The 25,568-nt window shown below is 69.9% G+C and carries 22 protein-coding genes, 4 tRNA genes and 1 pseudogene; 12 read left to right on the top strand and 15 right to left on the bottom strand.

Annotated features, from left to right (window positions below):
- The 3 genes and pseudogenes from ACIRR9_RS31245 to ACIRR9_RS31235 form a co-directional block, all read left to right on the top strand.
- Positions 1 to 593: pseudogene (locus tag ACIRR9_RS31245) on the top strand (hypothetical protein); the annotation flags it as partial.
- A 251-nt stretch (positions 594 to 844) separates the two neighbouring features.
- Positions 845 to 2,341: a N,N-dimethylformamidase beta subunit family domain-containing protein gene (locus tag ACIRR9_RS31240; protein WP_403758633.1), complete on the top strand. Its 1,497-nt coding sequence runs from the start codon at positions 845 to 847 to the stop codon at positions 2,339 to 2,341.
- A 70-nt stretch (positions 2,342 to 2,411) separates the two neighbouring features.
- Entirely contained in the window at positions 2,412 to 3,311 is a 900-nt protein-coding gene (locus ACIRR9_RS31235) for a phosphoribosylaminoimidazolesuccinocarboxamide synthase (RefSeq protein WP_403758630.1), read from the top strand.
- A 102-nt stretch (positions 3,312 to 3,413) separates the two neighbouring features.
- Here the strand turns inward: ACIRR9_RS31235 and ACIRR9_RS31230 are convergent.
- The 8 genes from ACIRR9_RS31230 to ACIRR9_RS31195 all read right to left on the bottom strand — a co-directional run bounded on the left by ACIRR9_RS31230 (position 3,414) and on the right by ACIRR9_RS31195 (position 8,090).
- Positions 3,414 to 3,489, bottom strand: a tRNA-Gly gene (locus ACIRR9_RS31230).
- A gap of 22 nt (positions 3,490 to 3,511) precedes the next feature.
- A complete protein-coding gene (locus ACIRR9_RS31225; protein ID WP_403758627.1) occupies positions 3,512 to 4,126 on the bottom strand; it encodes a response regulator in 615 nt (204 codons plus the stop codon).
- Positions 4,123 to 5,382, bottom strand: coding sequence for a sensor histidine kinase (locus tag ACIRR9_RS31220; protein ID WP_403758624.1), 1,260 nt, complete (start codon positions 5,380 to 5,382; stop codon positions 4,123 to 4,125). Before ACIRR9_RS31220 ends, ACIRR9_RS31225 begins: the two co-directional genes overlap by 4 nt.
- A 20-nt stretch (positions 5,383 to 5,402) precedes the next feature.
- The gene (locus ACIRR9_RS31215; RefSeq protein ID WP_403758621.1) at positions 5,403 to 6,332 is read right to left on the bottom strand and encodes an ABC transporter permease; all 930 of its coding nucleotides are present in this window, start codon (positions 6,330 to 6,332) and stop codon (positions 5,403 to 5,405) included.
- Positions 6,329 to 7,267: an ABC transporter ATP-binding protein gene (locus ACIRR9_RS31210; RefSeq protein ID WP_403758618.1), complete on the bottom strand. Its 939-nt coding sequence runs from the start codon at positions 7,265 to 7,267 to the stop codon at positions 6,329 to 6,331. Before ACIRR9_RS31210 ends, ACIRR9_RS31215 begins: the two co-directional genes overlap by 4 nt.
- Positions 7,268 to 7,395: 128 nt before the next feature.
- Positions 7,396 to 7,471: transfer RNA gene (locus ACIRR9_RS31205), tRNA-Gly, on the bottom strand.
- 80 nt (positions 7,472 to 7,551) lie between these two features.
- Positions 7,552 to 7,623: transfer RNA gene (locus tag ACIRR9_RS31200), tRNA-Gly, on the bottom strand.
- A 149-nt stretch (positions 7,624 to 7,772) separates the two neighbouring features.
- Positions 7,773 to 8,090, bottom strand: a complete 318-nt coding sequence (locus ACIRR9_RS31195) for an Lsr2 family protein (protein WP_123975892.1) — start codon at positions 8,088 to 8,090, stop codon at positions 7,773 to 7,775.
- Positions 8,091 to 8,451: 361 nt separating this feature from the next.
- Here ACIRR9_RS31195 and purS point away from each other — a divergent pair, with 361 nt between their 5' ends.
- From purS to purL, 3 genes are read left to right on the top strand one after another with little or no spacing between them, the layout of a single operon-like run.
- Positions 8,452 to 8,715 carry a phosphoribosylformylglycinamidine synthase subunit PurS gene (purS, locus tag ACIRR9_RS31190; protein WP_015659417.1) on the top strand — a complete coding sequence of 88 codons (264 nt, stop codon included), beginning with the start codon at positions 8,452 to 8,454 and terminating at the stop codon, positions 8,713 to 8,715.
- Positions 8,712 to 9,392: a phosphoribosylformylglycinamidine synthase subunit PurQ gene (gene purQ / locus ACIRR9_RS31185; protein WP_365339626.1), complete on the top strand. Its 681-nt coding sequence runs from the start codon at positions 8,712 to 8,714 to the stop codon at positions 9,390 to 9,392. Before purS ends, purQ begins: the two co-directional genes overlap by 4 nt.
- On the top strand, positions 9,389 to 11,647 hold the full coding sequence (gene purL / locus ACIRR9_RS31180) for a phosphoribosylformylglycinamidine synthase subunit PurL (RefSeq protein WP_403758614.1): 2,259 nt from the start codon (positions 9,389 to 9,391) through the stop codon (positions 11,645 to 11,647). The genes purQ and purL overlap by 4 nt, the downstream gene beginning before the upstream one ends.
- A gap of 57 nt (positions 11,648 to 11,704) precedes the next feature.
- Here purL and ACIRR9_RS31175 read toward each other — a convergent pair whose 3' ends face one another.
- Positions 11,705 to 12,169, bottom strand: a complete 465-nt coding sequence (locus ACIRR9_RS31175) for a Clp protease N-terminal domain-containing protein (protein WP_403758611.1) — start codon at positions 12,167 to 12,169, stop codon at positions 11,705 to 11,707.
- A 7-nt stretch (positions 12,170 to 12,176) separates the two neighbouring features.
- Positions 12,177 to 12,380, bottom strand: coding sequence for a helix-turn-helix domain-containing protein (locus tag ACIRR9_RS31170; protein WP_123975896.1), 204 nt, complete (start codon positions 12,378 to 12,380; stop codon positions 12,177 to 12,179).
- Positions 12,381 to 12,489: 109 nt separating this feature from the next.
- Here ACIRR9_RS31170 and ACIRR9_RS31165 point away from each other — a divergent pair, with 109 nt between their 5' ends.
- The 4 genes from ACIRR9_RS31165 (at position 12,490) to purM (ending at position 16,643) form a co-directional block, all read left to right on the top strand.
- On the top strand, positions 12,490 to 13,287 hold the full coding sequence (locus ACIRR9_RS31165; protein WP_403758608.1) for a sterol carrier family protein: 798 nt from the start codon (positions 12,490 to 12,492) through the stop codon (positions 13,285 to 13,287).
- Positions 13,288 to 13,344: 57 nt separating this feature from the next.
- Entirely contained in the window at positions 13,345 to 13,776 is a 432-nt protein-coding gene (locus ACIRR9_RS31160) for an META domain-containing protein (RefSeq protein ID WP_365339618.1), read from the top strand.
- 232 nt (positions 13,777 to 14,008) lie between these two features.
- On the top strand, positions 14,009 to 15,538 hold the full coding sequence (purF, locus tag ACIRR9_RS31155; protein ID WP_123975899.1) for an amidophosphoribosyltransferase: 1,530 nt from the start codon (positions 14,009 to 14,011) through the stop codon (positions 15,536 to 15,538).
- Between the two features lie 31 nt (positions 15,539 to 15,569).
- A complete protein-coding gene (gene purM / locus ACIRR9_RS31150; protein WP_403758604.1) occupies positions 15,570 to 16,643 on the top strand; it encodes a phosphoribosylformylglycinamidine cyclo-ligase in 1,074 nt (357 codons plus the stop codon).
- Between the two features lie 85 nt (positions 16,644 to 16,728).
- Here the strand turns inward: purM and ACIRR9_RS31145 are convergent, their stop codons facing one another.
- Together ACIRR9_RS31145 and ACIRR9_RS31140 are read right to left on the bottom strand one after the other, a co-directional pair.
- Positions 16,729 to 16,995: a DUF3073 domain-containing protein gene (locus ACIRR9_RS31145; protein WP_365339614.1), complete on the bottom strand. Its 267-nt coding sequence runs from the start codon at positions 16,993 to 16,995 to the stop codon at positions 16,729 to 16,731.
- A gap of 300 nt (positions 16,996 to 17,295) precedes the next feature.
- Positions 17,296 to 18,387: a Leu/Phe/Val dehydrogenase gene (locus tag ACIRR9_RS31140; RefSeq protein ID WP_403758601.1), complete on the bottom strand. Its 1,092-nt coding sequence runs from the start codon at positions 18,385 to 18,387 to the stop codon at positions 17,296 to 17,298.
- A 257-nt stretch (positions 18,388 to 18,644) separates the two neighbouring features.
- On the opposite strand from ACIRR9_RS31140, the gene ACIRR9_RS31135 reads away from it, so the two are divergent.
- Entirely contained in the window at positions 18,645 to 19,487 is an 843-nt protein-coding gene (locus ACIRR9_RS31135) for a hypothetical protein (RefSeq protein WP_403758599.1), read from the top strand.
- 618 nt (positions 19,488 to 20,105) lie between these two features.
- Positions 20,106 to 20,312, top strand: coding sequence for a developmental transcriptional regulator BldC (gene bldC / locus ACIRR9_RS31130; RefSeq protein ID WP_003949541.1), 207 nt, complete (start codon positions 20,106 to 20,108; stop codon positions 20,310 to 20,312).
- Positions 20,313 to 20,833: 521 nt separating this feature from the next.
- Here the strand turns inward: bldC and ACIRR9_RS31125 are convergent.
- From ACIRR9_RS31125 to hrpA, 3 genes are all read right to left on the bottom strand, one after another.
- Positions 20,834 to 21,025, bottom strand: a complete 192-nt coding sequence (locus ACIRR9_RS31125; RefSeq protein WP_403758596.1) for a DUF6274 family protein — start codon at positions 21,023 to 21,025, stop codon at positions 20,834 to 20,836.
- Between the two features lie 399 nt (positions 21,026 to 21,424).
- Positions 21,425 to 21,499, bottom strand: a tRNA-Asp gene (locus ACIRR9_RS31120).
- 93 nt (positions 21,500 to 21,592) lie between these two features.
- A complete protein-coding gene (gene hrpA / locus ACIRR9_RS31115) occupies positions 21,593 to 25,561 on the bottom strand; it encodes an ATP-dependent RNA helicase HrpA (RefSeq protein ID WP_403758593.1) in 3,969 nt (1,322 codons plus the stop codon).
- Positions 25,562 to 25,568 lie beyond the last annotated feature (7 nt).

The raw sequence follows: 25,568 nt of genomic DNA, 5'->3' as shown, positions 1-25,568 counted from the left end.
CCCCAGCCGGGCACGCCGAGGACGCCGACGCCCACCCGGCCGGCCACGGCGAGTCCGGCCACGGCGAGTCCGGCCACGACGAGGCCGGATACGACGACGACCCCGGCGGCTACGACATCCGGCGGAGCGCCGTGTACGACGAGGAGACGGAGGAGGCGACCGGCACCGAGCGCAGCGCCGCCCTCGCGGCCTGCCTCACCGCCGCCATCGCCCGCGAGGAAGCCGCCGTAGCCGCGACAGCCGCCACCGGCGCCCCCCGCCCCGGCTCGCCCGCCCCCGCGGGGCAGGGCCCCGACAGCGCCCTCTGGGACGACGGCGCGCTGCCTCTCTTCCCGCTCCAGCCCCCGCGCACCGCCCGTGAGCTCCTCGCCGACCACGTCAAGGCGATGGTGTGCTGCGCGGCCGTGGACACCGCCGGTGCCACCCCCGGCCTGGACTGGCTCGACGGCCCGTCCCTGCTGGTCGACGGCGAGCGGACCGCCGACCTGACGCCCAGAGTCCTCAGCCTCATCGAGGAGGGAGACCCGGCCCCGCTGCGGGCCTGGCTGGTCGAGTCCGGCATACGCCCCGAGAAGCCGGTACGGCTGGTCTGACCTCGGCGTTTCGACGCTTTAGCGGAGCAAAGTGTTCCACTTAAGGCAAATTCGCAACGAACCGTGACCGGACGCGTGCGTTATGTGATGTGCTGGGACCGTTCGTAGTTGTGGCAAGCGCATCCGACATACGACAAGCGCCACAGTCAGGGCACGGAGCGGGCTCGCGCAGCCACGGACAGCCGTATCAACCGAACGCCCATCGACTCGTATCAGCACACCTCACGGGGGCACGAGGGAGGGGAGCCACCATGGCATCGGACCACATCCGCCGCTGGGAGTCGGGAGCACTCGCGCACGCCGTCACGGACCCCTTCGGCCTGGGTCCCGTCCCCTGGCTGCGCGGCAGCGAGACCTATTTCGACGACACCGGTCATGTCGTCCCCTGGTACGTGGACCCGAGCAGGCCGCAGCCGACGGGCGAGAACCCGCGGATCCCGGCGCCCCGCAGCGCCGTCGGCGGCCCCCGCTCGGCGGACGACGTGCACCGGCAGATCAAGGGATTCACCTCGACCGGCGCGGTCGCGCCCGGCGACGCCGTCGACTTCCACATCACGGTCGACCCGCCGCAGGAGTTCAGCGTCGACATCTACCGCATCGGCCACTACGGCGGCGACGGCGCCGCCAAGATCAGCACCAGTCCCCGGCTGTCCGGCATCGTCCAGCCCCCGCCGCTGGCCGCCGACCGCACGGTCTCCTGCCACCACTGGTGGCTGTCCTGGCGGCTGCAGGTCCCGTCGTACTGGAGCATCGGGGCGTATGTCGCCGTGCTCACCACGGCGGACGGCTACCGCTCCCACGTGCCCTTCACGATCCGCGACAACCACCCTGCCGATCTGCTGCTCCTGCTGCCGGACATCACCTGGCAGGCCTACAACCTCTACCCCGAGGACGGCCGCACCGGCGCCAGCCTCTACCACGCCTGGGACGAGCGGGGGCGGCTGCTCGGCGAAGCGGACGCGGCGACGACCGTCTCCTTCGACCGGCCGTACGCGGGCGCGGGCCTGCCCCTGCACGTCGGCCACGCCTACGACTTCATCCGCTGGGCCGAGCGCTACGGCTACGACCTCGCCTACGCCGACGCCCGCGACCTGCACGCCGGCCGCATCGACCCCACCCGCTACCGGGGCCTGGTCTTCCCGGGCCACGACGAGTACTGGTCCCCGCAGATGCGCCGGACCGTCGAGCTGGCCCGGGACAGCGGCACGAGCCTGGTCTTCCTCTCCGCCAACACCATGTACTGGCAGGTGGAGTTGGGTCCCTCGCCGTCCGGGGTCCCGGACCGGCTGCTGACCTGCCGAAAACGCAGGGGCCCGGGAAAGCCCGTGCTCTGGCGCGAGATCGACCGGCCCGAACAGCAGACGGTCGGCATCCAGTACGCGGGCCGGGTGCCCGAGCCGTCCCCGCTGATCGTGCGCAACGCGGGGCACTGGCTCTGGGACGCCACCGGGGCCCACGAGGGCGACGAGCTGCCGGGCCTGGTGGCCGGCGAGGCCGACCGCTACTTCCCGCGCACCGCGCTCCCCGAGCACGAGGACCGCATCCTGCTCGCCCACTCCCCCTACACCGACAACGACGGCGCCCTGCGCCACCAGGAGACCTCCCTCTACCGCGCCCCCTCCGGCGCCCTGGTCTTCGCCTCCGGGACCTTCGCCTGGTCCCCGGCCCTGGACCGCCCCGGCCATATCGACTCCCGCGTCCAGCGCGCCACCGCCAACCTCCTGGACCGCATCTGCAAACACGACTGACCCGCTGTCCGTGCGCAACCCGGCATACGGGAGAATCGAGGGCACCTGTACAGAACCACGGGGAGGAACCGTGTCCGGATTCGTCGAAAAGCCCGAGCCCGTGGAGGTCCCGGGTCTGGTGCATCTGCACACCGGCAAGGTGCGCGAGCTGTACCAGAACGCGGCCGGGGACCTCGTGATGGTCGCCAGCGACCGCATGTCCGCGTACGACTGGGTGCTGCCGACCGAGATCCCCGACAAGGGCCGGGTGCTCACCCAGCTCTCCCTGTGGTGGTTCGACAAGCTCGCCGACCTGGTCCCCAACCACGTCCTCAGCACCGAGCTGCCCGAGGGCGCCCCCGCCGACTGGGCGGGCCGCACCCTGATCTGCAAGTCCCTGAAGATGCTCCCGGTGGAGTGCGTGGCCCGCGGCTACCTCACCGGCTCCGGCCTCGCCGAGTACCAGGAGTCCCGCACGGTCTGCGGCCTCGCCCTCCCCGAGGGCCTGGTCGACGGCTCCGAGCTGCCCGCCCCGATCTTCACCCCGGCCACCAAGGCCGAGGTCGGCGAGCACGACGAGAACGTGTCCTACGAGGAGGTCGCCCGCCAGGTCGGCGCCGAGACGGCCGCCCAGCTGCGCCAGGCCACCCTCGCGGTGTACGGCCGGGCGCGGGACATCGCCCGGGACCGGGGGATCATCCTGGCGGACACGAAGTTCGAGTTCGGCTTCGAGAACGACACCCTCGTCCTCGCCGACGAGGTCCTCACCCCGGACTCCTCCCGGTTCTGGCCGGCCGACGAGTGGCAGCCGGGCCGTGCCCAGCCGTCGTTCGACAAGCAGTACGTCCGCGACTGGCTGACCTCGGCCGAGTCCGGCTGGGACCGCAAGAGCGAGCAGCCCCCGCCGCCGCTGCCGGAGCAGGTGGTCGAGGCGACCCGGGCGAAGTACACCGAGGCGTACGAGCGCCTGACGGGCAGCACCTGGTCGTAGCGGGGTCATCCCGGGCCTCCGGGCCCGGGAACCCGAAATCCTCCGGAGCCCTCCGGAGCCCGGAAACGCCGAAGGCCCCCGGAGAACCGGGGGCCTTCGTTCTGGAGCGGACGACGAGGCTCGAACTCGCGACCTCAACCTTGGCAAGGTTGCGCTCTACCAACTGAGCTACGTCCGCATGCGCCGTGGCGCGAGAGCAACTATACCCAACCTCGCTCCCGTGCGAGACGCACTGCCGTATGCCGGTTCTCCGCACCGAGCTTGGTGGCGGCCGAGGAGAGGTAGTTCCGCACGGTCCCCGGCGACAGCGCGGCCCGCTCCGCGATCTCCGCGACCGGCGCGCCGTCGGCCGCCAGCTCCAGCACCTCGGCCTCCCGCGCGGTCAGCGGCGAGTCCCCGGCGGAGATCGCGTCGGCGGCCAACTCCGGGTCGATGTAGCGGTTTCCGGCGTGCACGGTCCGGATGATCTCGGCGAGCCGCTGCGCACTGACCGTCTTCGGGACGAACCCCCGCACACCCGCCGCGAGCGCCCGCTTCAGATGCCCTGGCCGCCCGTGACCGGTCACGATCAGGACCCGGCAGGAGGGCAGTTCGGCCCGCAGCGATGTGGCGACCTTCACACCGTCGGCCCCCGGCATCTGAAGATCCAACACCGCGACATCGGGGCGATGGGCCCGTGCCATGGCCAGCGCCTCCGGCCCGCTCGCCGCCTCCGCGACGACGACCAGATCGTCCTCCAGGCCGAGCAGCGCCGCCAGCGCCCCCCGGATCAGATGCTCGTCGTCGGCGAGCAACAGCCGTACCGGAGACGTCATGAAGTGACCCCACTCACATTCGTATCAGCCGTCGTGCCGGTATCCGCCGCCGTACCACCGGACAGCGGCACCGAGGCCACCACCCGGAACCCGTCCGTCCCCACCGGCCCGGCCTCCAGTGTTCCGTCCACCCCTGCCAGCCGCTCGCGCAGTCCGGCGAGCCCGGACCCACCGCCCCCGCCACTCCCGGACGCAACAGCCCCGTCGTTCTCCACCGTCAGCACCACGTACCCCTCCCGCACCTGCAGCCCCACCGCGCACCGCCCCGCGTCCCCGTGCCGCAGTACGTTCGTGGCCGCCTCGCGCACCACCCACCCGAGCGCCGACTGCACCTCGGCGGGCAGCCCGTCGGCGGCGCCGGTCACCTCGCAGGAGATCCCCGCCGCCGCCAACACTCCCTTCGCGCCGATGAGTTCGGCCCCCAGGTCGGCGTCCCGGTACCCCCGTACGACATCCCGGACCTCCCGTTGCGACTCCTGCGCGATCCGCTGCACCTCGATCATCTGCTCGACGGCCTCGGGCCGTTCGCGCCGGGCCAGCTGGACCGCCAGTTCGCTCTTGAGGGCGATGACGGCGAGGTTCCGGCCGAGCACATCGTGCAGATCGCGCCCGAACCGCAGCCGTTCCTCCGCGACGGCGAGCCGGGCGCGGGTCTCGCGGGCCTCGTCGAGTTCGTAGACGGCGTCCAGCAGCCAGACGGAGAAGAACGCGGAGAGGGCGAGGAACGCACCGCCGAGGAACACCACGAACGCGGTGAACAGCGCGGTCGCCCCGGGGTAGCCCAGCGGGAAGGAGACCAGCCCCGCCCCGCAGGCGAAGCCGGCGACGAGCGACAGCACCCGTTTCCGGTTGCGCACCGCGAGCGCCATGGTCCCGGCGCCGAAGGCCAGTACCCCGGTGAACACGCTGCTCCCGGCCGCGTCCACGTCGGGGCCGGACCCGTGCTTGCGCAGGACGAGGGCGACGACGGCGACCGCGTACGTCGCCGCGGCGAGCACCCACAGCAGCCGCACCGGCTGTGCCCGCCGGCCCCGCGTCCAGTCCAGCGCGCGGGAGGCTGTCAGCCCGCAGAGCAGCGCGTGGACGACGACCATCGCCATCAGCCAGCCCGCGACCCCCGGCCCGGCCTGTGCGAACACCGGCAGCCCGATCAGCGCGATCTCGATCACCACGAAGAAGTGGAACGACCACCGTGTGTACGCCTCGACCTTGGCGGGTGTGGTCTTCCCCCGCCACCAGCCGGCTGCCCCGCTCATCCCGGTCCCGCTCCTCGTCCTCAGCGCCGGGGTTCCCAGCGGAACCACCGCCGTACAGCAAACACCGCGACCACGGTCCAGGCCAGCGCGGTGGCCACCGCTCCCAGTGCCTGGTACGCGCTCAGCTCGCCGGTCCAGCCCGCGCGGACCAGCCGGATCGCCGGGGAGAGCGGGAGGAGTTCGCAGACCGCGGCGGCCCGGTGGGGCAGGACGTCCGTGGGGATGGCGATGCCGGAGCCCACCATGGAGACGAAGACCAGCGGCAGCGCGGTGACCTGGGCGCTCTCGGCGGTCCGGGTGAAGGCCGAGGTGAATGCGGCGAGCGCGGCGCTGAGCACCAGGCCGAGCAGGAGCCCGAGCACGGTGAGGTACGGGGCCTTGGGCGCGCCCGCGTCGAGCAGTACCGCGCAGCCGACGGCCAGCAGCAGCGCCTGCGCCAGGCCGAGACAGACGGCGGGCAGCGCGGTGCCGGTCAGGATCTCCATGTCCTCGGGTTCGCCGGTGCGCAGCCGTTTGAGGACGAGTTCCTCCCGGCGGGCCACATAGGCGCTCACCAGGGACGTGTACACGGCGAAGAGGAAGGAGTAGCCGACCGCGGCGGTCAGCATCAGCGTGCCGACGCTCAGACCCATCCCCTTGAGGTCGATCTGGTCGAGCGCGGGCCGCACGGTGAACGGCAGCGCGAGCGGCACGAGCAGCGCGGTGAGCACGGCGCCGCGATTACGGCCGAGCAGCGTGAGCTCCGCCCGCGCCAGCGCCCGCAGCCGCCGCCGCGAAGGAACGAGGACTCGCACACCCTCGCCGCGCCCGCCCACGAACAGACGCCTCCCGGCACCGCTACCGGTCCGGGCGCCGGCGCTGACCTCGGCGCCGGCGCTGGCCTCCGGCCCGGCCTCCGCCCCGACTCCAGCCCCGACCCCGGCCTCGATGTGATCCATCGGCCCGTTCACCGAGCCACCTCCTGCTTTCGTGCGATTCCCAGAAACGCCTCTTCCAGAGAGGCCGACCGCACGTCGAGGCCGTGCAGCTCCACCCGGGCCGCATCGGCCCAGACCAGCAGTGCGGTGGCTGTGCGCTGCAACTCCCGCGTCCGCAGCCGTACGACGTCCCCGTCCGTCTCGTGTCCGCACACCCCCAGCCGGCCCAGCGGTGGCAGGTCGCCGAGGAAGTAGCCGTGGGGGAGCCGGAAGGAGATCCGCGAGGGCTGGGCGGCCGTCACCTCGGCCGGTGTTCCGGTCGTCGCGATGTGGCCCTCGTGCAGGATCGCCAGCCGGTCGGCGAGGTCCTCGGCCTCCTCCAGGTAGTGCGTGGTGAGGAGGACGGTCGTCCCGGCGTCGCGTAGTGCGCGCACCAACTCCCAGGTGGCCCGGCGGCCTTCGGCGTCGAGCCCGGTCGTCGGCTCGTCCAGGAACAGCACCTCGGGCCGTCCGAGGAGCGCGAGCGCCAGGTCGAGGCGGCGCCGTTCACCGCCGGAGAGCTGCTTGACCCGTACGTCCGCTTTGCCGCCGAGCCCCACCAGCCCCAGGGCCTCCGCCTCGGGCCGGGCTCCCGTCGTACAGCCGGCCCACATCCGCGTGGTCTCGCCGACGGTCAGTTCGGACGGGAAGCCGCCCTCCTGGAGCATCACGCCGGTACGCGGCCGTACGGCGGCCCGCTCGCGGTGCGGATCGTGTCCCAGTACCCGCACCCGGCCTCCGCTCGGCGGTGCGAGCCCTTCCAGCAGTTCGACGGTGGACGTCTTTCCGGCGCCGTTGGTGCCCAGCAGGGCGAAGATCTCCGCACGGGCCACGGAGAAGGTGATTCCGCGGACCGCCTCGAACCCGCCCCCGTAGACACGCCGGAGATCTGTGACCTCAATCACGTGTTCGTGTTCGCTGTCTTCCATGAGATCAGCGTCTCCGCGGCCGGGTCTCCGGAGCAGTGCGCGGTGTCATCACTCGCCATGACAAATGTCAGAGCGCGCCGTGGCACACGAAAAAACCCCAGTCATTGACTGGGGTTTCTCCTGTGAGCTGGAGCGGACGACGAGGCTCGAACTCGCGACCTCAACCTTGGCAAGGTTGCGCTCTACCAACTGAGCTACGTCCGCACTGCCCCCGACCGGCTCCCACCGATCGGTGCGAGCACCAGCCTACCTGATCCACAAGCATGCTCAGGACGGCGGTGCAGAGCGGGTGACAGGAATTGCACACTGCGCCTTCCCCCTGGAAGGGGGATGTTCTGCTACTGAACTACACCCGCATGTACTCCGTGGGTTTCGGCTTTTCGGCCTGTGCCCCTCGGCGTGCTCCAGACATTAGCTGATCAGCAGGGGGGTAGCGCAAGTCGGCTGCCCTCAGGGGGTCCTGACGGCTCCTGAGGGCACCCGGAGCTCTCGGCCTCGGCCTCGGTCACTGCGCGGCGCTGAACGCCTCGTACACCTTCTTCGGGATACGGCCGCGGGCCGGGACGTCCATCTTGTTCGCCTGCGCCCAGGCGCGGACGGCAGCCGGGTCGGGGGCGACCTCCGTCTGCTTGTACGCCTTGCCCGACCTCGACCGCTTACGGCCGGCCACCACGTACGGCTCCAGCGCCCTGCGCAGTTTCTTGGCGTTGGCTTGATTCAGATCGATCTCGTACGACTTGCCGTCGAGTCCGAAGGCGATCGTTTCCGCCGCTTCCGAGCCGTCGATGTCGTCAAAGAGAGTGACCACGACCTTCTGCGCCACGAATATCGGTCCCTTCGTGTGGCACGTCTATACAGCTCATGCGCGATGACCGCGATGGCGGAGATGACGTGCCGAGTATCGGCTATTGCCAATTCATTTGTACAGTGCCTGGCAATACAAAGTGAAGCCCGACTAAATCCGTCCGCGTGTCACCAGCGCAATAGATGTCACGGGCGAACCCGGGGAACTTTCCCAGAACTTTTCGTGAGGATCCGTCTACGTCACCCGATCGTGATGCGGCTCACGTAGTTTCCTACAACTCTACCCGCGTAGAAATTTTGTGCGGGTAGTCTGAAGACACCGGTCGGAGACACCGACGGGTACCTGCACAGCAGCCAGCACCACAACACCGGGAGTGCCAGTGGCACGCGTCGTAGTCGACGTCATGCTCAAGCCGGAGATCCTCGACCCCCAGGGCCAGGCGGTCCAGCGTGCGCTGCCGCGCCTGGGTTTCGAGGGCATCTCCGACGTACGTCAGGGAAAGCGATTCGAACTGGAAGTTGACGGGCCGGTCGACGAGGCCGCGCTCGCCCGCATCCACGATCTCGCGGAATCCTTCCTCGCCAACACCGTGATCGAGGACTTCACCGTCAAGGTGGAGGAAGTCGCGGAGGCCGCGAAGTGACCGCTCGTATTGGCGTCGTCACTTTCCCGGGAAGTCTGGACGACCGGGACACCCAGCGTGCGATCCGCCTCGCGGGTGCCGAACCGGTCGCCCTCTGGCACAAGGACAAGAACCTCCACCAGGTCGACGCGGTGGTCCTTCCGGGCGGTTTCTCCTACGGCGACTATCTGCGGGCCGGCGCCATCTCCCGCTTCTCGCCCGTGATGGAGACGGTCATCGAACAGGCGAAGGCCGGTCTCCCGGTCCTCGGTATCTGCAACGGCTTCCAGGTCCTCACCGAGGCACATCTGCTCCCCGGCGGGATGCTCGGCAACGACCACCTGCACTTCATCTGCCGCGACCAGAAGCTGCGGGTGGAGAACGCGGGGACGGCCTGGACCGGCGACTACCGCGAGGGCCAGGAGATCCATATCCCGCTGAAGAACATGGACGGGCGGTACGTCGCCGACTCGTACACGCTCGACCAGCTGGAGGCCGAGGGCCGGGTGGTCTTCCGCTACCTGGACTTCAACCCGAACGGCTCGCTCCGCGACATCGCCGGCATCACCAACGAGGCCGGGAACGTCGTGGGCCTGATGCCGCACCCCGAGCACGCGGTCGAACCCCTCATCGGCACCGGCCGCACCGACGGCCTGCCGTTCTTCACCTCGATCCTCAAGAAGCTGGTGGGCGCATGAGCCGGACGCCTCTGGACACGGTCGAGAACGCGGCCGCGACCCCCGACGTCGAGCTGCCCTGGGCCGAACTCGGTCTGAAGAAGGACGAGTACGAGCGCGTGGTGGAGATCCTCGGCCGCCGCCCGACCGGCGCCGAGCTCGCCATGTACTCGGTCATGTGGTCCGAGCACTGCTCGTACAAGTCCTCCAAGGTCCACCTCCGCCAGTTCGGCGAGAAGGCCCCGCAGAGCGACGCGATGCTCGTCGGCATCGGCGAGAACGCCGGCGTCGTCGACGTCGGCCAGGGCTACGCGGTGACCTTCAAGGTCGAGTCCCACAATCACCCGTCGTACGTGGAGCCGTATCAGGGCGCCGCGACCGGTGTCGGCGGCATCGTCCGCGACATCATCGCGATGGGCGCGCGGCCGGTGGCCGTGGTCGACCCGCTGCGCTTCGGCGCGGCCGACCACCCCGACACCAAGCGTGTCCTGCCCGGCGTCGTCGCCGGTATCGGCGGCTACGGCAACTGCCTGGGCCTGCCGAACATCGGCGGCGAGGTCGTCTTCGACGCCTGTTACCAGGGCAACCCGCTGGTCAACGCCGGTGCCATCGGTGTGATGCGGCACGAGGACATCCACCTCGCCAAGGCCTCCGGCGCGGGCAACCAGGTCATCCTGTACGGCGCCCGGACCGGCGGCGACGGCATCGGCGGCGCGTCCATCCTCGCCTCCGAGACCTTCGACGACGCGAAGCCCTCCAAGCGCCCGGCCGTCCAGGTCGGCGACCCCTTCCAGGAGAAGCTCCTCATCGAGTGCACCCTGGAGGCGTTCAGCGAGAAGCTGGTCGTCGGCATCCAGGACCTCGGCGCGGCCGGCCTGTCCTGCGCCACCTCCGAGCTGGCCTCGAACGGCTCCGGCGGTATGACGGTCACCCTGGACGACGTCCCGCTCCGCGACTCCACGCTCTCGCCCGAGGAAATCCTCATGAGCGAGTCGCAGGAACGCATGTGCGCGGTGGTCGAGCCGGCGAAGGTCGCCCGCTTCCTGGAGATCTGCGAGAAGTGGGACGTCATCGCCACCGTCATCGGCGAGGTGACCGACGGCGACCGTCTGGAGATCTTCTGGCACGGCGAGAAGATCGTCGACGTCGACCCGCGCACGGTCGCGCACGACGGCCCGGTCTACGAGCGCCCGTACGCCCGTCCGTCCTGGCAGGACGAGCTCCAGGCGGACGACGCGAACAAGCTGCCGCGGCCGGCGACCGGTGCGGAGCTGAAGGACCAGGTCCTCAAGCTGGTCGGCTCCCCCAACCAGGCCTCCAAGAAGTGGATCACCTCCCAGTACGACCACTTCGTGCAGGGCAACACGGTGCTGGCGCAGCCCGAGGACTCGGGCATGATCCGCGTCGACGAGGAGACCGGCCTCGGTGTCGCCATCGCGACGGACGGCAACGGCCGCTACGCCAAGCTGGACCCGTACACGGGCGCGCAGCTGGCGCTGGCCGAGGCCTACCGCAACGTGGCGACGACGGGTGCCAAGCCGCTCGCCGTCTCCGACTGCCTGAACTTCGGTTCGCCGGAGGACCCGGCGGTGATGTGGCAGTTCGCCGAGGCCGTGCGCGGTTTGGCGGACGGCTGCCTGCAGCTGGGCACCCCGGTGACCGGCGGCAATGTCTCGCTCTACAACCAGACCGGCGAGGTGGCGATCCACCCGACCCCGGTGGTCGCGGTCCTCGGTGTGATCGACGATGTCGCGCGCCGCACGCCGGTCGCCTTCCAGGAGGACGGTCAGCTGATCTACCTCCTCGGCGACACTCGTGAGGAGTTCGGCGGCTCGGCCTGGTCCCAGGTCGTCCACGACCACCTCGGCGGCCTGCCCCCGAAGGTGGACCTGGAGCGCGAGCGGCTGCTGGCCGAGATCCTGATCTCCGCCTCCCGCGACGGCATGATCGACTCGGCGCACGACCTGTCCGACGGCGGTCTGATCCAGGCGGTCGTGGAGTCGGCGCTGCTCGGCGGCAAGGGCGCGCGTCTGGTCGTACCGGACGGGCTCGACGCGTTCACCTTCCTCCTCTCCGAGTCGGCCGGCCGCGCGATCGTGGCCGTTCCGCGCTCCGAGGAGGTCCGCTTCAACGACATGTGCGGCGCACGGGGCCTGCCCGTCACCCGCATCGGTGTCGTGGACGGCGACGCGATCGACGTCCAGGGCGAGTTCGCCCTCAGCCTGGCGGAGCTCCGCGAGGCCCACGAGGCGACGATCCCGGCGCTGCTGGCCTGACACCCGGCCCGAACGCCACCGAAGCCCCTCGCCCGCCCGGGCGGGGGGCTTCTCGGCTCAGCGGCCGGTTTCCCGGATGCGTTCGCGGACTGCTGTGCGGTCGATGCCGAGCTCTGCCAGAAGGTCCGCCGCGGGATCCGGGCTCTCGCAGTCGAGCAGGGCCAGCAGCAGGTGCTCGGGTGCGATGCGCCGGCTGCGGGCCTTCCGTGTCTCGGCCAGGGCGCGGGGGAAGACGGCACGGGCACCCGAGGTGAAGGGGGCTCGCTTGCGCGAGGCCGGAACCGGCGGCCGTTCCACTCCCTGGACGTCGATGCCCACCACGGCCAGCGCGGACCGGTCGAGGGTGTCGAGAGCGGCACGCGCGGCCGTGAGGTCGGTGCCGAGGGCCCGGACCGAGCCGGGTTCGTGGAGCACTCCCAGCAGGAGGTGCTCGGTACCGATGCGGCGGTCGCCGCGCAGTGAGGCCTCGTCCACCGCCGATGCGACGGCCGTCCGGGCGCCTGCTGCGAACTGTTCGAACATGGTCGTCTCACTTCCCGTGTTTGGCGTGCACGGACTGCCGGGACACGCCGAGGGCATCACCGATCTGTTCCCAGGACCATCCCTGTTCCCTGGCGCGCGCGACCGCTGCCGCTTCGACCTGCTCGGCCAGTCGGTGCAGGGCACCCACGGCCCGCAGCCCCACCGAGGGGTCGTGCGACCGGAGGCGTGCTGAGAGATCTCCCGTTTCCATGCCTGTCAGTCTGGATTGACAGGCATCTGCTTGTCAATCCAGACTGACAAGCGTTTCCGCTGCCGGTGCCGCTCGCGGTGGAGCCGTGCCGCTGAATAGGCTCGCCCCCATGCCCCCGGCCAAGAAACGCCCCAGGACGTACGACCCCGCGAAGACCCGCGCCGCGGTCCTCGCGCAGTTGGGTCATGTGCGGGAGGCCGTCGCGGGCCTCACCCCCGAGCAGCTCGCGCTCCCCACCCGGCTCGGCGAATGGACCGTGCGGGACCTCGTCGCCCACATCGGCATGGCGGTCACCGCCGTCCACCGGGCCCTGGACCAGCCCGAGCCGGCGAAGGCCGACGCGGTGCTGCTCGACTGGCCGTTCGGGACCTTTGGCAACTCCGCCGCCATCGCCGACTTCACCCGGCGCCTCGCGGCCGACCACCCCGACCTCGACGCCTACCTCGCCGACGCCGACGGCAGCCTCCGTGCCCTGCTCGACGCGCACCCCGGCACCCGGCTGCTCGCCACCAGCGCCGGCGCGATGTCCCTCGACGACTACCTCGTCACCCGCACCGTCGAGCTGGTCGTCCACACCGACGACCTCGCCGCGGCCGTCCCGGGACTCGGCATCCCTTACGACCGGCAGGCCCTGGCCGCCTGCACCCGGCTGCTCGCCGACGCGCTCGCCGTCAAGGCCCCCGGCGGCTCCACCGAGGTACGGGTACCGCCGTACGCCGTGGTGCAGTGCGTCGAAGGGCCCCGGCACACCCGGGGCACCCCGCCGAACGTCGTCGAGACCGATCCGCTGACCTGGATCCGGCTGGCCACCGGGCGGACGCGGTGGCAGGAGGCCGTGGCGGACGCCAAGGTCAGCGCGAGCGGGGAGCGGGCGGACATCGGGCCCTACCTGCCCCTCATGAGCTGAGGGAACCGATCACCCTGTGCGTTCCGTCGAATCGGTATGTACGGGTGGAAACAGCGCATGCAGCGTATGACCCTGACGATGGCAGCGGCCGCCGTGCTCGTCCCGCTCACGGTGGCCTGCGGCAGTGCGAGAGGCGGTGTCTCCGTGGGGACCCAACCGGTCACCGGGATCGACTGGACCGTGGACAGCGTGACCGTCGACGGCACCACCCACCCCGCCCCGGCGCGCGCCCATCTGAAGATCGAGGACGGCAGGGCCGCCGGCAACCTCGGGTGCAACCAGTTCAGCGCCACGGCAGAGGTCACGGACGGCCACGTCCGGCTGAGCCACGCCCGCACCACACGGATGGCCTGCGACAACGCGCGGATGACCTTCGAGCGGGCCCTCGCCCGGACGCTCACCTCGGGGCCGCTGACCATGAAGACCGAGGGGGAGAAACTCACCCTCACCGCCGTCGGCGGCGACCGGGTGCAGCTGTCCAGGAAGTGACCGCCGGGCCCCCGCCGGCCCCCCGAATGATGTGCGACACCTCACTCAGAGATACGGTGTGAGGGGGTTGCGCCGGCTCCGGTCCGCACGAACAGAGTTCGCCTGGAGGATCCTCTCACCGCTTTGACCAGCGGAAATGGAGAAAGCCACAATCGCGTCCACGGTCGTAGATCCTTTACGGCCGGGTATCCCCAATTCGGACCAGTGGTCGATCTCGCCTACACTCGGTGTCGTGCCACGTGGTGACGGTCTCCTCAATCACGATCTGCTCCCCGGTGAGAAGGGCCCCCAGGACGCTTGCGGCGTCTTCGGTGTCTGGGCTCCCGGTGAAGAGGTCGCCAAGCTCACGTACTTCGGGCTGTACGCCCTCCAGCATCGGGGCCAGGAATCCGCGGGTATCGCGGTCAGCAACGGCTCCCAGATCCTCGTCTTCAAGGACATGGGGCTTGTCTCCCAGGTCTTCGACGAGACCTCGCTCGGTTCGCTCCAGGGTCATATCGCGGTCGGTCACGCCCGCTACTCGACCACCGGTGCCTCCGTGTGGGAGAACGCCCAGCCGACGTTCCGTGCCACCGCGCACGGCTCGATCGCGCTCGGCCACAACGGCAACCTGGTCAACACGGCGCAGCTCGCCGAGATGGTCGCCGAACTCCCCAAGGACCACAACGGCCGGTCCACCCGGGTCGCGGCCACCAACGACACCGACCTGCTCACCGCGCTGCTCGCGGCCCAGGTCGACGAGGACGGCAAGCCGCTGACCATCGAGGAGGCCGCCCACGCGGTCCTCCCGAAGGTCCGGGGCGCCTTCTCGCTCGTCTTCATGGACGAGCACACCCTCTACGCCGCCCGCGACCCGCAGGGCATCCGCCCGCTGGTCCTCGGCCGCCTGGAGCGTGGCTGGGTCGTCGCCTCGGAGTCCGCCGCGCTCGACATCTGCGGCGCCAGCTATGTCCGCGAGATCGAGCCGGGCGAGTTCGTCGCCATCGACGAGAACGGCCTGCGCACCTCACGGTTCGCGGACGCGAAGCCCAAGGGCTGTGTCTTCGAGTACGTGTACCTGGCCCGCCCCGACACCGACATCGCCGGGCGGAACGTCTACCTCTCCCGGGTGGAGATGGGCCGGAAGCTCGCCAAGGAAGCCCCGGTCGACGCCGACCTGGTGATAGCGACCCCGGAGTCCGGCACCCCGGCCGCCATCGGCTACGCGGAGGCCTCCGGCATCCCCTTCGGCGCCGGTCTGGTCAAGAACGCGTATGTCGGCCGGACCTTCATCCAGCCCTCGCAGACCATCCGGCAGCTCGGCATCCGGCTGAAGCTGAACCCGCTGAAGGAAGTCATCAAGGGCAAGCGCCTGGTCGTCGTCGACGACTCGATCGTGCGCGGCAACACCCAGCGCGCGCTCGTGCGGATGCTGCGGGAGGCGGGCGCGGCGGAGGTCCACATCCGGATCTCCTCGCCGCCGGTGAAGTGGCCCTGCTTCTTCGGCATCGACTTCGCCACCCGCGCCGAGCTGATCGCCAACGGCATGACGATCGAGGAGATCGGCACCTCGCTCGGCGCCGACTCCCTGGCGTACATCTCCATCGACGGCATGATCGAGGCGACCACCATCGCCAAGCCGAACCTGTGCCGCGCCTGCTTCGACGGCGAGTACCCGATGGAGCTCCCGGACCCCGAGCTGCTCGGCAAGCAGCTCCTGGAGACCGAGCTGGCCGCCGGTCCGGCAGCCACGGCCGCGGCCGACGCGATCCGTCGCCCGTAAGCCCTGTCATCAACCCGAAAGATCCCAGGCAATGTCTGAGAGCCAGTCCTCCGGTGCCTCCTACGCGGCCGCCGGTGTCGACATCGAGGCGGGCGACCGCGCCGTAGAGCTGATGAAGGAGTGGGTGAAGAAGACGCAGCGCCCCGAGGTCCTCGGCGGCCTCGGCGGCTTCGCCGGCCTCTTCGACGCCTCCGCCCTCAAGAACTACGAGCGCCCGCTGCTCGCCTCCGCGACCGACGGCGTGGGCACCAAGGTGGACATCGCCCGGCAGCTCGGCGTGTACGACACCATCGGCCACGACCTGGTGGCCATGGTCATGGACGACATCGTGGTGTGCGGCGCCGAGCCGCTGTTCATGACCGACTACATCTGCGTCGGCAAGGTCCACCCCGAGCGGGTCGCCGCGATCGTCAAGGGCATCGCCGAGGGCTGTGTGCTGGCCGGCTGCGCCCTGGTGGGCGGGGAGACGGCTGAACACCCCGGCCTCCTTGGCGCGGACGACTTCGATGTCGCCGGCGCCGGTACGGGCGTGGTGGAGGCCGACCGGCTGCTCGGCGCGGATCGCATCCGTACGGGTGACGCGGTGATCGCCATGGCGTCCTCCGGGCTTCACTCGAACGGGTACTCCCTGGTCCGGCATGTCCTGCTGAACCAGGCCGGCCTCGCGCTGGACGCCCACATCGAGGAACTCGGCCGCACGCTGGGCGAGGAGCTCCTCGAACCGACCAAGATCTACTCGCTGGACTGCCTGGCCCTGATGCGCACCGCCGAGGTGCACGCCTTCAGCCATGTGACCGGCGGCGGACTCGCGGCGAACCTGGCCCGGGTCATCCCGGACCACCTGCACGCCATCGTCGACCGCGCCACCTGGACCCCGGGCGCGATCTTCGACCTGGTCGGCCGCACCGGCGACGTCGAGCGGCTGGAACTGGAGAAGACGCTCAACATGGGCGTCGGCATGATCGCGATCGTCCCGCAGGAATCGGTCGATGTGGCGCTCACCACACTGGCCGACCGCGGGGTCGACGCATGGGTGGCAGGCGAGATCACCGAACGGGGCGAGCACACCACCGGTGCCGCCCTGATCGGGGACTACGCCGCCTGACAGGCAGCCTGACGGCCAGCACAAAACCCGGTCCGGCTATGGAACCCCGGACCGGGTAAGTGAAACGGCTAAGCAGCCGTCGGCGTCAAGCACCGCGACGATGCTGGGAGTGCGGACCGGACTGGTCGTCCTCGTCCTCGTCCTCATCGTCGTCGTTATAGAGATCCGCGTACTGGGAGTACGGGTCGTCGTCCTCGTCCTCATCGTCCTCGAACGGCTCGCCGTTCGGCGGCTGGCTCGAAGTCGATGCGCCCAGCTCGCTGGCCAGACGTGACAGGTCAGTCCCACCGCTGTTGTACTTCAGCTGGCGGGCGACCTTCGTCTGCTTGGCCTTGGCCCGGCCGCGCCCCATGGCTCGACCCCCTCGGTGACGGGGCTCGACGGCCCCAGAGTCTGACACGCGTTCATGATCCGGAACGGACTCTCCTCGGAGAGACCGGTCCGTAGGGCTTCCACGGTACCTGAGCCCGCGCCCATACGGTACGTCGCCCGCACCACGCGCCTGACTCCATGACCCGCGAGGCGCCCCGTCCTCGCTGGTCAACCACGATTTTAACCACTTCCTGGCGGGCGACCCGCCGACGAACGTGAGAGTTCTCTCCAACTGCCCGCCGGCGGGTACCGAAAATGTGCCCGGAAACCCGGCGTTCGATCAGCGGCCACCCGCCGTTGCGGCTTCGTGCATCCGCTGTTCGGCGATCCGGTCGGCCGCCGCGGCCGGCGGAATCCCGTCATCCTTCGCACGTGCGAAGATGGCGAGCGTGGTGTCGAAGATCTTCGCGGCCTTCGCCCTGCACCGCTCGAAGTCGAACCCGTGCAGTTCGTCGGCGACCTGGATGACCCCGCCGGCGTTCACCACGTAGTCCGGCGCGTAGAGGATCCCGCGGTCGGCGAGGTCCTTCTCGACGCCCGGGTGGGCGAGCTGGTTGTTGGCCGCGCCGCACACCACCTGGGCGGTCAGCACCGGCACGGACGCGTCGTTCAGGGCGCCGCCGAGCGCGCAGGGGGCGTAGATGTCCAGGCCCTCGACGCGGATCAGTGCGTCGGTGTCGGCGACGGCCCGTACGGAGGGGTGCTTGTCGGCGATGCGCCGGACGGCTTCCTGCCGTACGTCCGTGATCACGACCTCGGCGCCCTCGTCCAGCAGGTGTTCCACCAGGTGGTGGCCGACCTTGCCGACGCCCGCGATGCCGACGGTGCGGCCGCGCAGCGAGGGGTCGCCCCACAGGTGCTGGGCGCTGGCGCGCATGCCCTGGTAGACGCCGAACGCGGTGAGCACGGAGGAGTCGCCGGCGCCGCCGTGCTCCGGGGAGCGGCCGGTGGTCCAGCGGCACTCGCGGGCCACCACGTCCATGTCGGCGACATAGGTGCCGACGTCGCAGGCGGTGACGTACCGGCCGCCGAGCGAGGCCACGAACCGCCCGTAGGCGAGCAGCAGCTCCTCGGTCTTGTCCCGGTCCGGGTCCCCGATGATCACGGCCTTGCCGCCGCCGTGGTCGAGCCCGGCCATGGCGTTCTTGTACGACATCCCGCGCGCGAGGTTGAGGGCGTCGGCGACGGCCTCCTCCTCCGTGGCGTACGGGTAGAAGCGGGTGCCGCCGAGGGCGGGGCCCAGTGCGGTGGAGTGGATGGCGATGACGGCCTTCAGGCCGCTCTTGCGGTCCTGGCAGAGCACGACCTGCTCGTGACCGCCCTGGTCCGAGTGGAACAGGGTGTGCAGGACGCCGGTGGAAACGTCGGTCACTGTGGTGACTCCCGGTTGTGTCGCGTGTGTCGCGGCGGGTGGCTGCGGCGGGGCTCCCGTAAGGGTGGCGGGGGCCGTGGCATGAGCGTAGAGCCCCGGCCCGCAGACCATCCGCGCAGTGTTCAGGATCACTCTCCCGCGCCGTGAGCGCACGTATGAGCGTGGGACGATTTGCTGTGGTTTTCGCGGCCGGCCCCGGCTGGCTCCGTGGTGGGTTGCGCTGGTTTCGAGCCCGGCCCGATGGGGAGGGAGCAGGCGTGCCCAAGGTGTCCTCGGTGGTCGTCCCCTATGCGACGTACCTGCGTGTGTACGAGCCGCTGGCCGCCTTCCCGGAGCCCGAGCGCGACCACTGGACGCGTTACGCCCGCCGTCCGGGCCGGCCCTCGTACCAGGACGAACTCCGTCGTTCCCTGGCCGACTTGCTGCCCACCCCGCCGATCCCGGTGCCGGTGAAGGAGAGCGGCGACGCCTTCGTCCTGGAGGTCGACGGTGTCGTGTGCGTCTGCCCCTGGCGGACCCGGCTGCGCGGCTGGCAGGCCCTCCAGGAGCTGTCCGAGGAGCTCCCGAAGACGGTCCTGGACGCGATGCTGCCCCCGGTGGTCCGGCGCCAGGCCGCGGTGGACTACGAGCGCTGGCTGGTCCGCAACCCCGACTCACGGCCCTGGATCCGTACGGCGACCTGGCAGGTGCCGCTGAACTGGTTCGTGCTGGTCTCCGACGCGGAGCGCCGGTACGAGAAGGGCACCGGCGAGATCCCGCCGATGCTGCGCTACCGCACGCCGATGGTGCAGGCCCGGCGCCGGGTGGCCCGGGCGCTGCGCACGCTCAGGGACACCATCGAGGAAGGGCCGCTGATCGACGGTCTGATGGACGTCGGCCGCTGGCTGGAGGAGTTCCACCCGCGCTCGCTGGTCGAGCTGGACTACGGCGGCCTGGTGCACGCGGTGCCGGCCGGCGATCTGGAGGACGACCATTCGGCGGCCGATGTGGCGGCCGGTATCGAGGCGTTGCGCCAGGGAGACGGGGCCGCGGCCGGGGAGGCGTACGGGCGGCTGGTGGAGCGGTGGCGGGCGGTGCGGGACCGCCGGTCCGCGAATTGAGTACCGGTCTGAGCACGGATGCCGAGTGATCCGTATTAATGGCGGGGTTGTCTGGCTCCGGTTGCGGTCGGATGACACCTGAGTGACGTGTGGGCGGTGAGTGATGTACGTCACGGCCCAGATGCTACGAAACAACGTACGTTGACGGCACTTCAGGGAACGCACGGGACGTAGGTCCTGATCCGGGCTTTTATTCCAAGGGTGACGGATCGCACTTACGCGGCTCTTGCGTCTCTTACCACCCCTCATGCCAAAATAGGACAAGGAGTCCGGGGAGGTCTCCTTCCGTCCAAGTGTGGTGCACTGTGGGCGGATTCTCCGCATTACGTGCTTTGGGGGGTCTGGTGACTCCTGATCGTCCTGTGACTGATCGTCACAGTGGCGTGACTGTCCGCTATGGCATGGTCCATCGGCTTCCGCGGCTGATGACTACCTGGGAGGGCAATTCCATCGGTTTGGCCGACGCGGCTGGACAGATGGTGTAGTTGTAGTGCCGAGGACAAGCCGTTCGTCCTATAACCGACTCGACTCGCGTCCACCATTTCGGGCAACGCGGGTCAAGGTGCAGAATTTAGAGGAAAGAACCGAGAAGGTTCGGTTCTCCCGAGGAGGCCGCTCATGACCGCTCGCACCCCTGATGCCGAGCCGCTGCTGACCCCGGCTGAGGTCGCCACCATGTTCCGTGTCGACCCCAAGACGGTCACGCGGTGGGCGAAGGCCGGCAAGCTCACGTCCATTCGCACGCTCGGCGGACACCGCCGTTACCGCGAGGCTGAGGTCCGCGCCCTGCTCGCGGGTATCCCGCAGCAGCGCAGCGAGGCCTGACCAACTGAATAGCGGGCAAACCGACCGTTCCCCCAACTGGTCGGGATGCCCGAAACCCTAGCTCCGAGCGACGCGGGACCTGCCCCAACGGGACCCACGCCCAGGCCGACCAAGAACTTCTCAGGCAAGCGACACAGGGTGCGTCGTAGATCGCGCTGGACTCCGCCGGGTCCAGCGCGATCTTTTTTGTGCGTCCATGGGCGTCCGTGGGGCTCTGGCCGACCGTGACCAGCGGCTCTGTGAGCGGCCTTGTCGGAGCCTGAGGACGGCTGTCGGATCTGCTGTGCGAGCACCCGGAGGGAAGTCGGGACAGTGCCCTCAGGGTGGTGCAATTGCACATATTAAATTGACCAGTTGTAGGACAGGGGTAAGAACCCCTGAATCAGAAACTCATGCGGTGACACCCGTCACATACCGCACGGGTTGTTTGTACTGCCCCGGGTGCGCTAGAGGAGTCGTGCGAGGAATCGCACCCTCCATCGCCCCACGAGGGAACGGCCGTTGGGGCCGGCGACGGTCGGTCACACACCGATGGGGCCCTCCTCCTCCACGGCGTCCTCGGGGACCTCCGTGGCGTGCGGAGCGGAGGCCATGGCGAGCCGCAGGAGCTGATGGCAGACCGGGCAGTGACGGGTCAGATGTCGGTACGACGAGGCGGCCGCCAGATGGGCCCTCAGCAACGCCCGGGTCTCGTGCCGCACCGAAGCCGCCATACGCCACCTCCAGGAGAGGGCCGACGGGAAGCGGGCCCTGTCTTCTGGGTACCGAGCGAATGTGACGCCGTCAATGGCGCGGGCCCTTTCCCGGCCGCCCTCCCCGGCCGCCTTCGCTGGGCCGCGGTCTTCCGCCACCCCCGCTTTCCGTCCGCCGCGACGGTGCTCGGCCACGACGGCGGTTCTCGGTGGTGCCGGACCGGCCGCGGCCGGTGGGTTCGGCACCGCCGGCCCGCACCGTCGTGGTGGCCCGCCGCTGCGGCGGGGAAAGGTGCTGGGCGTGGGGGAGGTCCGCACCCCTGCACGGGGTGCGGACCTCGGTCTCCGTGCGGTCCTGATGAAACGCGTGAAACGCCTGAGGCCCGCATCCCTTGGCGGGATACGGGCCTCAGCTTTCTGCGGTCCTGACGGGATTTGAACCCGCGGCCTCCACCTTGACAGGGTGGCGAGCACTCCAAACTGCTCCACAGGACCAGGTTTCGCGGCACTTTGTCTGCGCTGTGCTGCGAGAAGGACTGTACAGGAGGGCGAGGGTGCTGGTCGAACTCACCCAGCGTGCCCGGCCGGTTACGGGGCTGCCGTGTCGATCGCCTTCACGATCCGCTTGTCGGAGACCGGGTACGCCGTGCCCAGCGCGTGCGCGAAGTAGCTGACCCGGAGCTCCTCCAGCATCCAGCGGATGTCCAGCACCTGCTGCGGCACCGGCCGGCCCTGGGGGAGCTGCTCCAAGAGCCAGGCGTACTCGTCCTGCATCTCGTGGACCTTCTCCATGCGGGTGGTGTCCCGCTGGACGTTCGTCGGCATCTGCTGCAGCCGGCGGTCCGCGGCGACCAGGTAGCGCATCAGGTCGGGCAGCCGTCGTATACCGGCCCACGTTACGAAGCCCGGCTTCACTAGGGCGTCCAGCTGCTTGCGTACGTCCGTCAGGTTCGCCAGCAGCACGGGGCTCCGTACGCCCTTCAGACGGCGCTCACAGGCCTGCCAGGCGGCCAGGACCTGCTGCACCTGCGTGACCGTACGGACCGTCGTGTCGACGATCTCGGCGCGCACCTTGTCGTACAGCTTCCGGTACGACTCCTCGTCCCACACCGGCCCCCCGAAGTCGGCGATCAGCTTGTCCGCCGCGGCCATCGCGCAGTCGTCGAAGAGGGCCTGGATCGAGCCGTGCGGGTTGGCGGAGAGCGCGAGCTTCTGGGCGTTGGTCAGCTTCTCCGACGCGAACTTCGCCGGGTTCACCGGGATGTTGCGCAGGATCAGCCGGCGCATGCCCTTCCACATCGCCGCGGCCTGCTCCTCCTCCGTGTCGAAGAGGCGCACGGAGACCGTGTCGCCGTCGTCGACGAGGGCGGGGTACGCCTTGACCGGCTGCCCGGCCCGGCGGGTCTCGAAGACACGGGTGAGCGTGCCGATCGTCCAGTCCGTGAGGCCCTTGCGTTCCAGGGACTCGCCGCCCTGGCGCTCCGCGGTGGCCGCGGCGGCCTGGGAGAGGGCCTGGCGCGCCTTCGGCTTCAGACGGAGCTTCAGCGCCTCCAGGTCCTTGTCCTCGGCCAGCTTCCGGCGCCGCTCGTCGACGATCCTGAACGTGATCTTGAGGTGGTCCGGGACCCTCGCCCAGTCGAAGTCCTCGGCCTCGAAGGGCACGCCGACCATCCGCTTCAGCTCGCGCGCCATGGTCGTGGTGAGAGGTTCCTGCAGGGGCACCGCCCGCTCCAGGAAGGCCTTCGCGTAGTTCGGCGCGGGGACGTAGTGGCGGCGGACGGGCTTGGGGAGGGTGCGGATCAGCTCCGTGACCACCTCTTCCCGCAGGCCCGGGATCTGCCAGTCGAAGCCCTCGTCCTCGACCTGGTTGAGGACCTGGAGCGGGATGTGCACGGTCACACCGTCCGCGTCCGCACCCGGCTCGAACTGGTAGGTGACCCGGAACTTGAGCTGCCCCTGCCGCCAGCTGTCCGGATAGTCGGCCTTGGTGACCGCCTCCGCCGACTCCCGGATCAGCATCGCGCGCTCGAAGTCGAGGAACTCCGGCTGCTCGTGCCGCTTGTGCTTCCACCAGGAGTCGAAGTGGGCCCCGGAGACGACGTGTTCGGGCACCCGCTGGTCGTAGAAGTCGAAGAGCGTGTCGTCGTCGACGACGATGTCCCGGCGCCGCGCCCGGTGCTCCAGCTCCTCGACCTCGCTGAGGAGCCGGCGGTTGTCGGCGAAGAACTTGTGGTGCGTACGCCAGTCACCCTCGACCAGTGCGTTGCGAATGAAAAGCTCGCGGCTGACCTCGGGGTCGATCCGGCCGTAGTTGACCTTCCGGTCGGCGACGATCGGTACGCCGTACAGCGTGACCTTCTCGAAGGCCATCACGGCCGCCTGGTCCTTCTCCCAGTGCGGTTCGCTGTACGTCCGCTTCAGGAGGTGCCCGGCGAGGGGTTCCACCCACTCCGGCTCGATCTTCGCGTTGACCCGGGCCCAGAGTCTGCTGGTCTCCACCAGCTCGGCCGACATCACGAACCGGGGGGTCTTCTTGAACAGCGCGGAGCCCGGGAAGATCGCGAACTTGGCGTTGCGCGCACCCAGGTACTCGTTCTTCGCTGTGCTTTTCCCGCCCTCCCCCCCGGCGTTCTTCACGTCCTTCATGCCGATGTGGGACAGGAGCCCGGCGAGGAGGGAAACGTGTACGCGATCGCCGGGGGCGTCCTCCTCGTTGAGGTGGATGCCCATCTGCTTGGCGACCGTGCGCAGCTGCGTGTAGATGTCCTGCCACTCGCGGATGCGCAGGAAGTTCAGGTACTCCTGTTTGCACATCCGCCGGAAGGAGCTGGAGCCGCGTTCGCGCTGCTGCTCGCGGACATAGCGCCACAGGTTGAGGAAGGCGAGGAAGTCGCTGGTCTCGTCCCGGAAGCGGGCGTGCTGCTGGTCGGCCTGGGTCTGCTTGTCGGCCGGGCGTTCGCGCGGGTCCTGGATGGAGAGCGCGGCGGCGATGACCATGACCTCGCGGACACAGCCGTTCTTGTCGGCCTCCAGGACCATGCGCGCGAGGCGCGGGTCGACGGGCAGCTGGGCCAGCTTGCGGCCGCTGTCGGTGAGCCGTTTCCGGACATCCTTCTCGTCCGGGTTCAGCGCGCCCAGCTCCTGGAGCAGCTGCACACCGTCGCGGATGTTGCGGTGGTCCGGCGGGTCGATGAAGGGGAACTTCTCGATCTCGCCGAGGCCGGCCGCGGTCATCTGCAGGATGACGGAGGCGAGGTTGGTACGGAGGATCTCGGCGTCCGTGAACTCCGGCCGGCCGAGGAAGTCCTCCTCGTCGTACAGCCGGATGCAGATGCCGTCGGACGTACGGCCGCAGCGGCCCTTGCGCTGGTTGGCGCTGGCCTGGGAGATCGGCTCGATGGGCAGCCGCTGCACCTTGGTGCGGTGGCTGTAGCGGCTGATCCGGGCGAAGCCGGGGTCGATGACGTACTTGATGCCGGGGACGGTCAGGGAGGTCTCGGCGACGTTGGTCGCCAGAACGATCCTGCGCCCGGTGTGCGGCTGGAAGACCCGGTGCTGCTCGGCGTGCGAGAGCCGCGCGTACAGCGGCAGGACCTCGGTGAACCGGTATTTCCTCTTCTCCAGCGCGTCCGCCGTGTCGCGGATCTCCCGCTCTCCCGAGAGGAAGACGAGGATGTCGCCCTGCCCCTCGCCCTGGAGCTCCTCCACGGCGTCGCAGATGGCGGTGATCTGGTCCCGGTCGGCGTCGTCCGTGTCCTCTTCGAGGAGCGGGCGGTAGCGCACCTCCACGGGGTACGTCCGGCCGCTGACCTCGACGATCGGGGCGTCGCCGAAGTGCCGGGAGAACCGCTCGGGGTCGATGGTCGCGGAGGTGATCACGACCTTCAGGTCCGGGCGCTTCGGCAGCAGCTGGGCCAGGTAGCCCAGCAGGAAGTCGATGTTGAGGGACCGCTCGTGGGCCTCGTCGATGATGATCGTGTCGTAGGCGCGCAGCTCGCGGTCGGTCTGGATCTCGGCGAGCAGGATGCCGTCGGTCATCAGCTTGACGAAGGTGGCGTCCGGGTTCACCTGGTCGGTGAAGCGGACCTTCCAGCCGACGGCTTCGCCGAGCGGCGTCCGCAGCTCCTCCGCGACCCGCTCGGCGACGGTGCGGGCGGCGATCCGGCGGGGCTGGGTGTGCCCGATCATGCCGCGCACCCCCCGCCCGAGCTCCAGACAGATCTTGGGGATCTGGGTGGTCTTGCCGGAGCCGGTCTCACCGGCCACGATCACGACCTGGTGATCGCGTATCGCCTCCGCGATCTCGGCCTTCTTCTGGCTGACGGGCAGCTGCTCGGGGTACGACACGGCGGGCACGACGGCACGCCGGCCGGCCATCCGTTCCTCGGCCCTGGCCACCTCAGCCTCGATCTCGGCGAGGACGGCGGCGCGGGCCTCCGGCTTACGGATCTTGCGCGCGCCTTCCAGCCTGCGCCCGAGCCGGTGCGCGTCGCGCAGTGAGAGCTCGGTCAGGCGGGGGGCGAGGGCGCCGAGGGCGGGGGCGGGATGCGTAGACATACGCGGT

Origin of the sequence: Streptomyces sp. NPDC101234 (assembly GCF_044767525.1) — a bacterium.
GTDB lineage: Bacteria > Actinomycetota > Actinomycetes > Streptomycetales > Streptomycetaceae > Streptomyces > Streptomyces sasae.
The sequence above is the reverse complement of the archived record's forward strand: the minus strand, read 5'-3'. Positions and strand labels throughout refer to the sequence as shown.

Excerpts from the sequence above, each read along its gene's own strand:
- ACIRR9_RS31210 (WP_403758618.1), bottom strand. The coding sequence starts at position 7,267 with ATGGAAGACAGCGAACACGAACACGTGATTGAGGTCACAGATCTCCGG.
- ACIRR9_RS31225 (WP_403758627.1), bottom strand. The coding sequence starts at position 4,126 with ATGACGTCTCCGGTACGGCTGTTGCTCGCCGACGACGAGCATCTGATC.
- ACIRR9_RS31145 (WP_365339614.1), bottom strand. The coding sequence starts at position 16,995 with ATGGGGCGCGGCCGGGCCAAGGCCAAGCAGACGAAGGTCGCCCGCCAG.
- bldC (WP_003949541.1), top strand. The coding sequence starts at position 20,106 with ATGACCGCTCGCACCCCTGATGCCGAGCCGCTGCTGACCCCGGCTGAG.
- ACIRR9_RS31165 (WP_403758608.1), top strand. The coding sequence starts at position 12,490 with ATGCCCCCGGCCAAGAAACGCCCCAGGACGTACGACCCCGCGAAGACC.
- purL (WP_403758614.1), top strand. The coding sequence starts at position 9,389 with ATGAGCCGGACGCCTCTGGACACGGTCGAGAACGCGGCCGCGACCCCC.
- ACIRR9_RS31220 (WP_403758624.1), bottom strand. The coding sequence starts at position 5,382 with ATGAGCGGGGCAGCCGGCTGGTGGCGGGGGAAGACCACACCCGCCAAG.
- ACIRR9_RS31125 (WP_403758596.1), bottom strand. The coding sequence starts at position 21,025 with ATGGCGGCTTCGGTGCGGCACGAGACCCGGGCGTTGCTGAGGGCCCAT.
- hrpA (WP_403758593.1), bottom strand. The coding sequence starts at position 25,561 with ATGTCTACGCATCCCGCCCCCGCCCTCGGCGCCCTCGCCCCCCGCCTG.
- ACIRR9_RS31160 (WP_365339618.1), top strand. The coding sequence starts at position 13,345 with ATGCAGCGTATGACCCTGACGATGGCAGCGGCCGCCGTGCTCGTCCCG.
- ACIRR9_RS31170 (WP_123975896.1), bottom strand. The coding sequence starts at position 12,380 with ATGGAAACGGGAGATCTCTCAGCACGCCTCCGGTCGCACGACCCCTCG.
- purM (WP_403758604.1), top strand. The coding sequence starts at position 15,570 with ATGTCTGAGAGCCAGTCCTCCGGTGCCTCCTACGCGGCCGCCGGTGTC.
- ACIRR9_RS31175 (WP_403758611.1), bottom strand. The coding sequence starts at position 12,169 with ATGTTCGAACAGTTCGCAGCAGGCGCCCGGACGGCCGTCGCATCGGCG.
- ACIRR9_RS31240 (WP_403758633.1), top strand. The coding sequence starts at position 845 with ATGGCATCGGACCACATCCGCCGCTGGGAGTCGGGAGCACTCGCGCAC.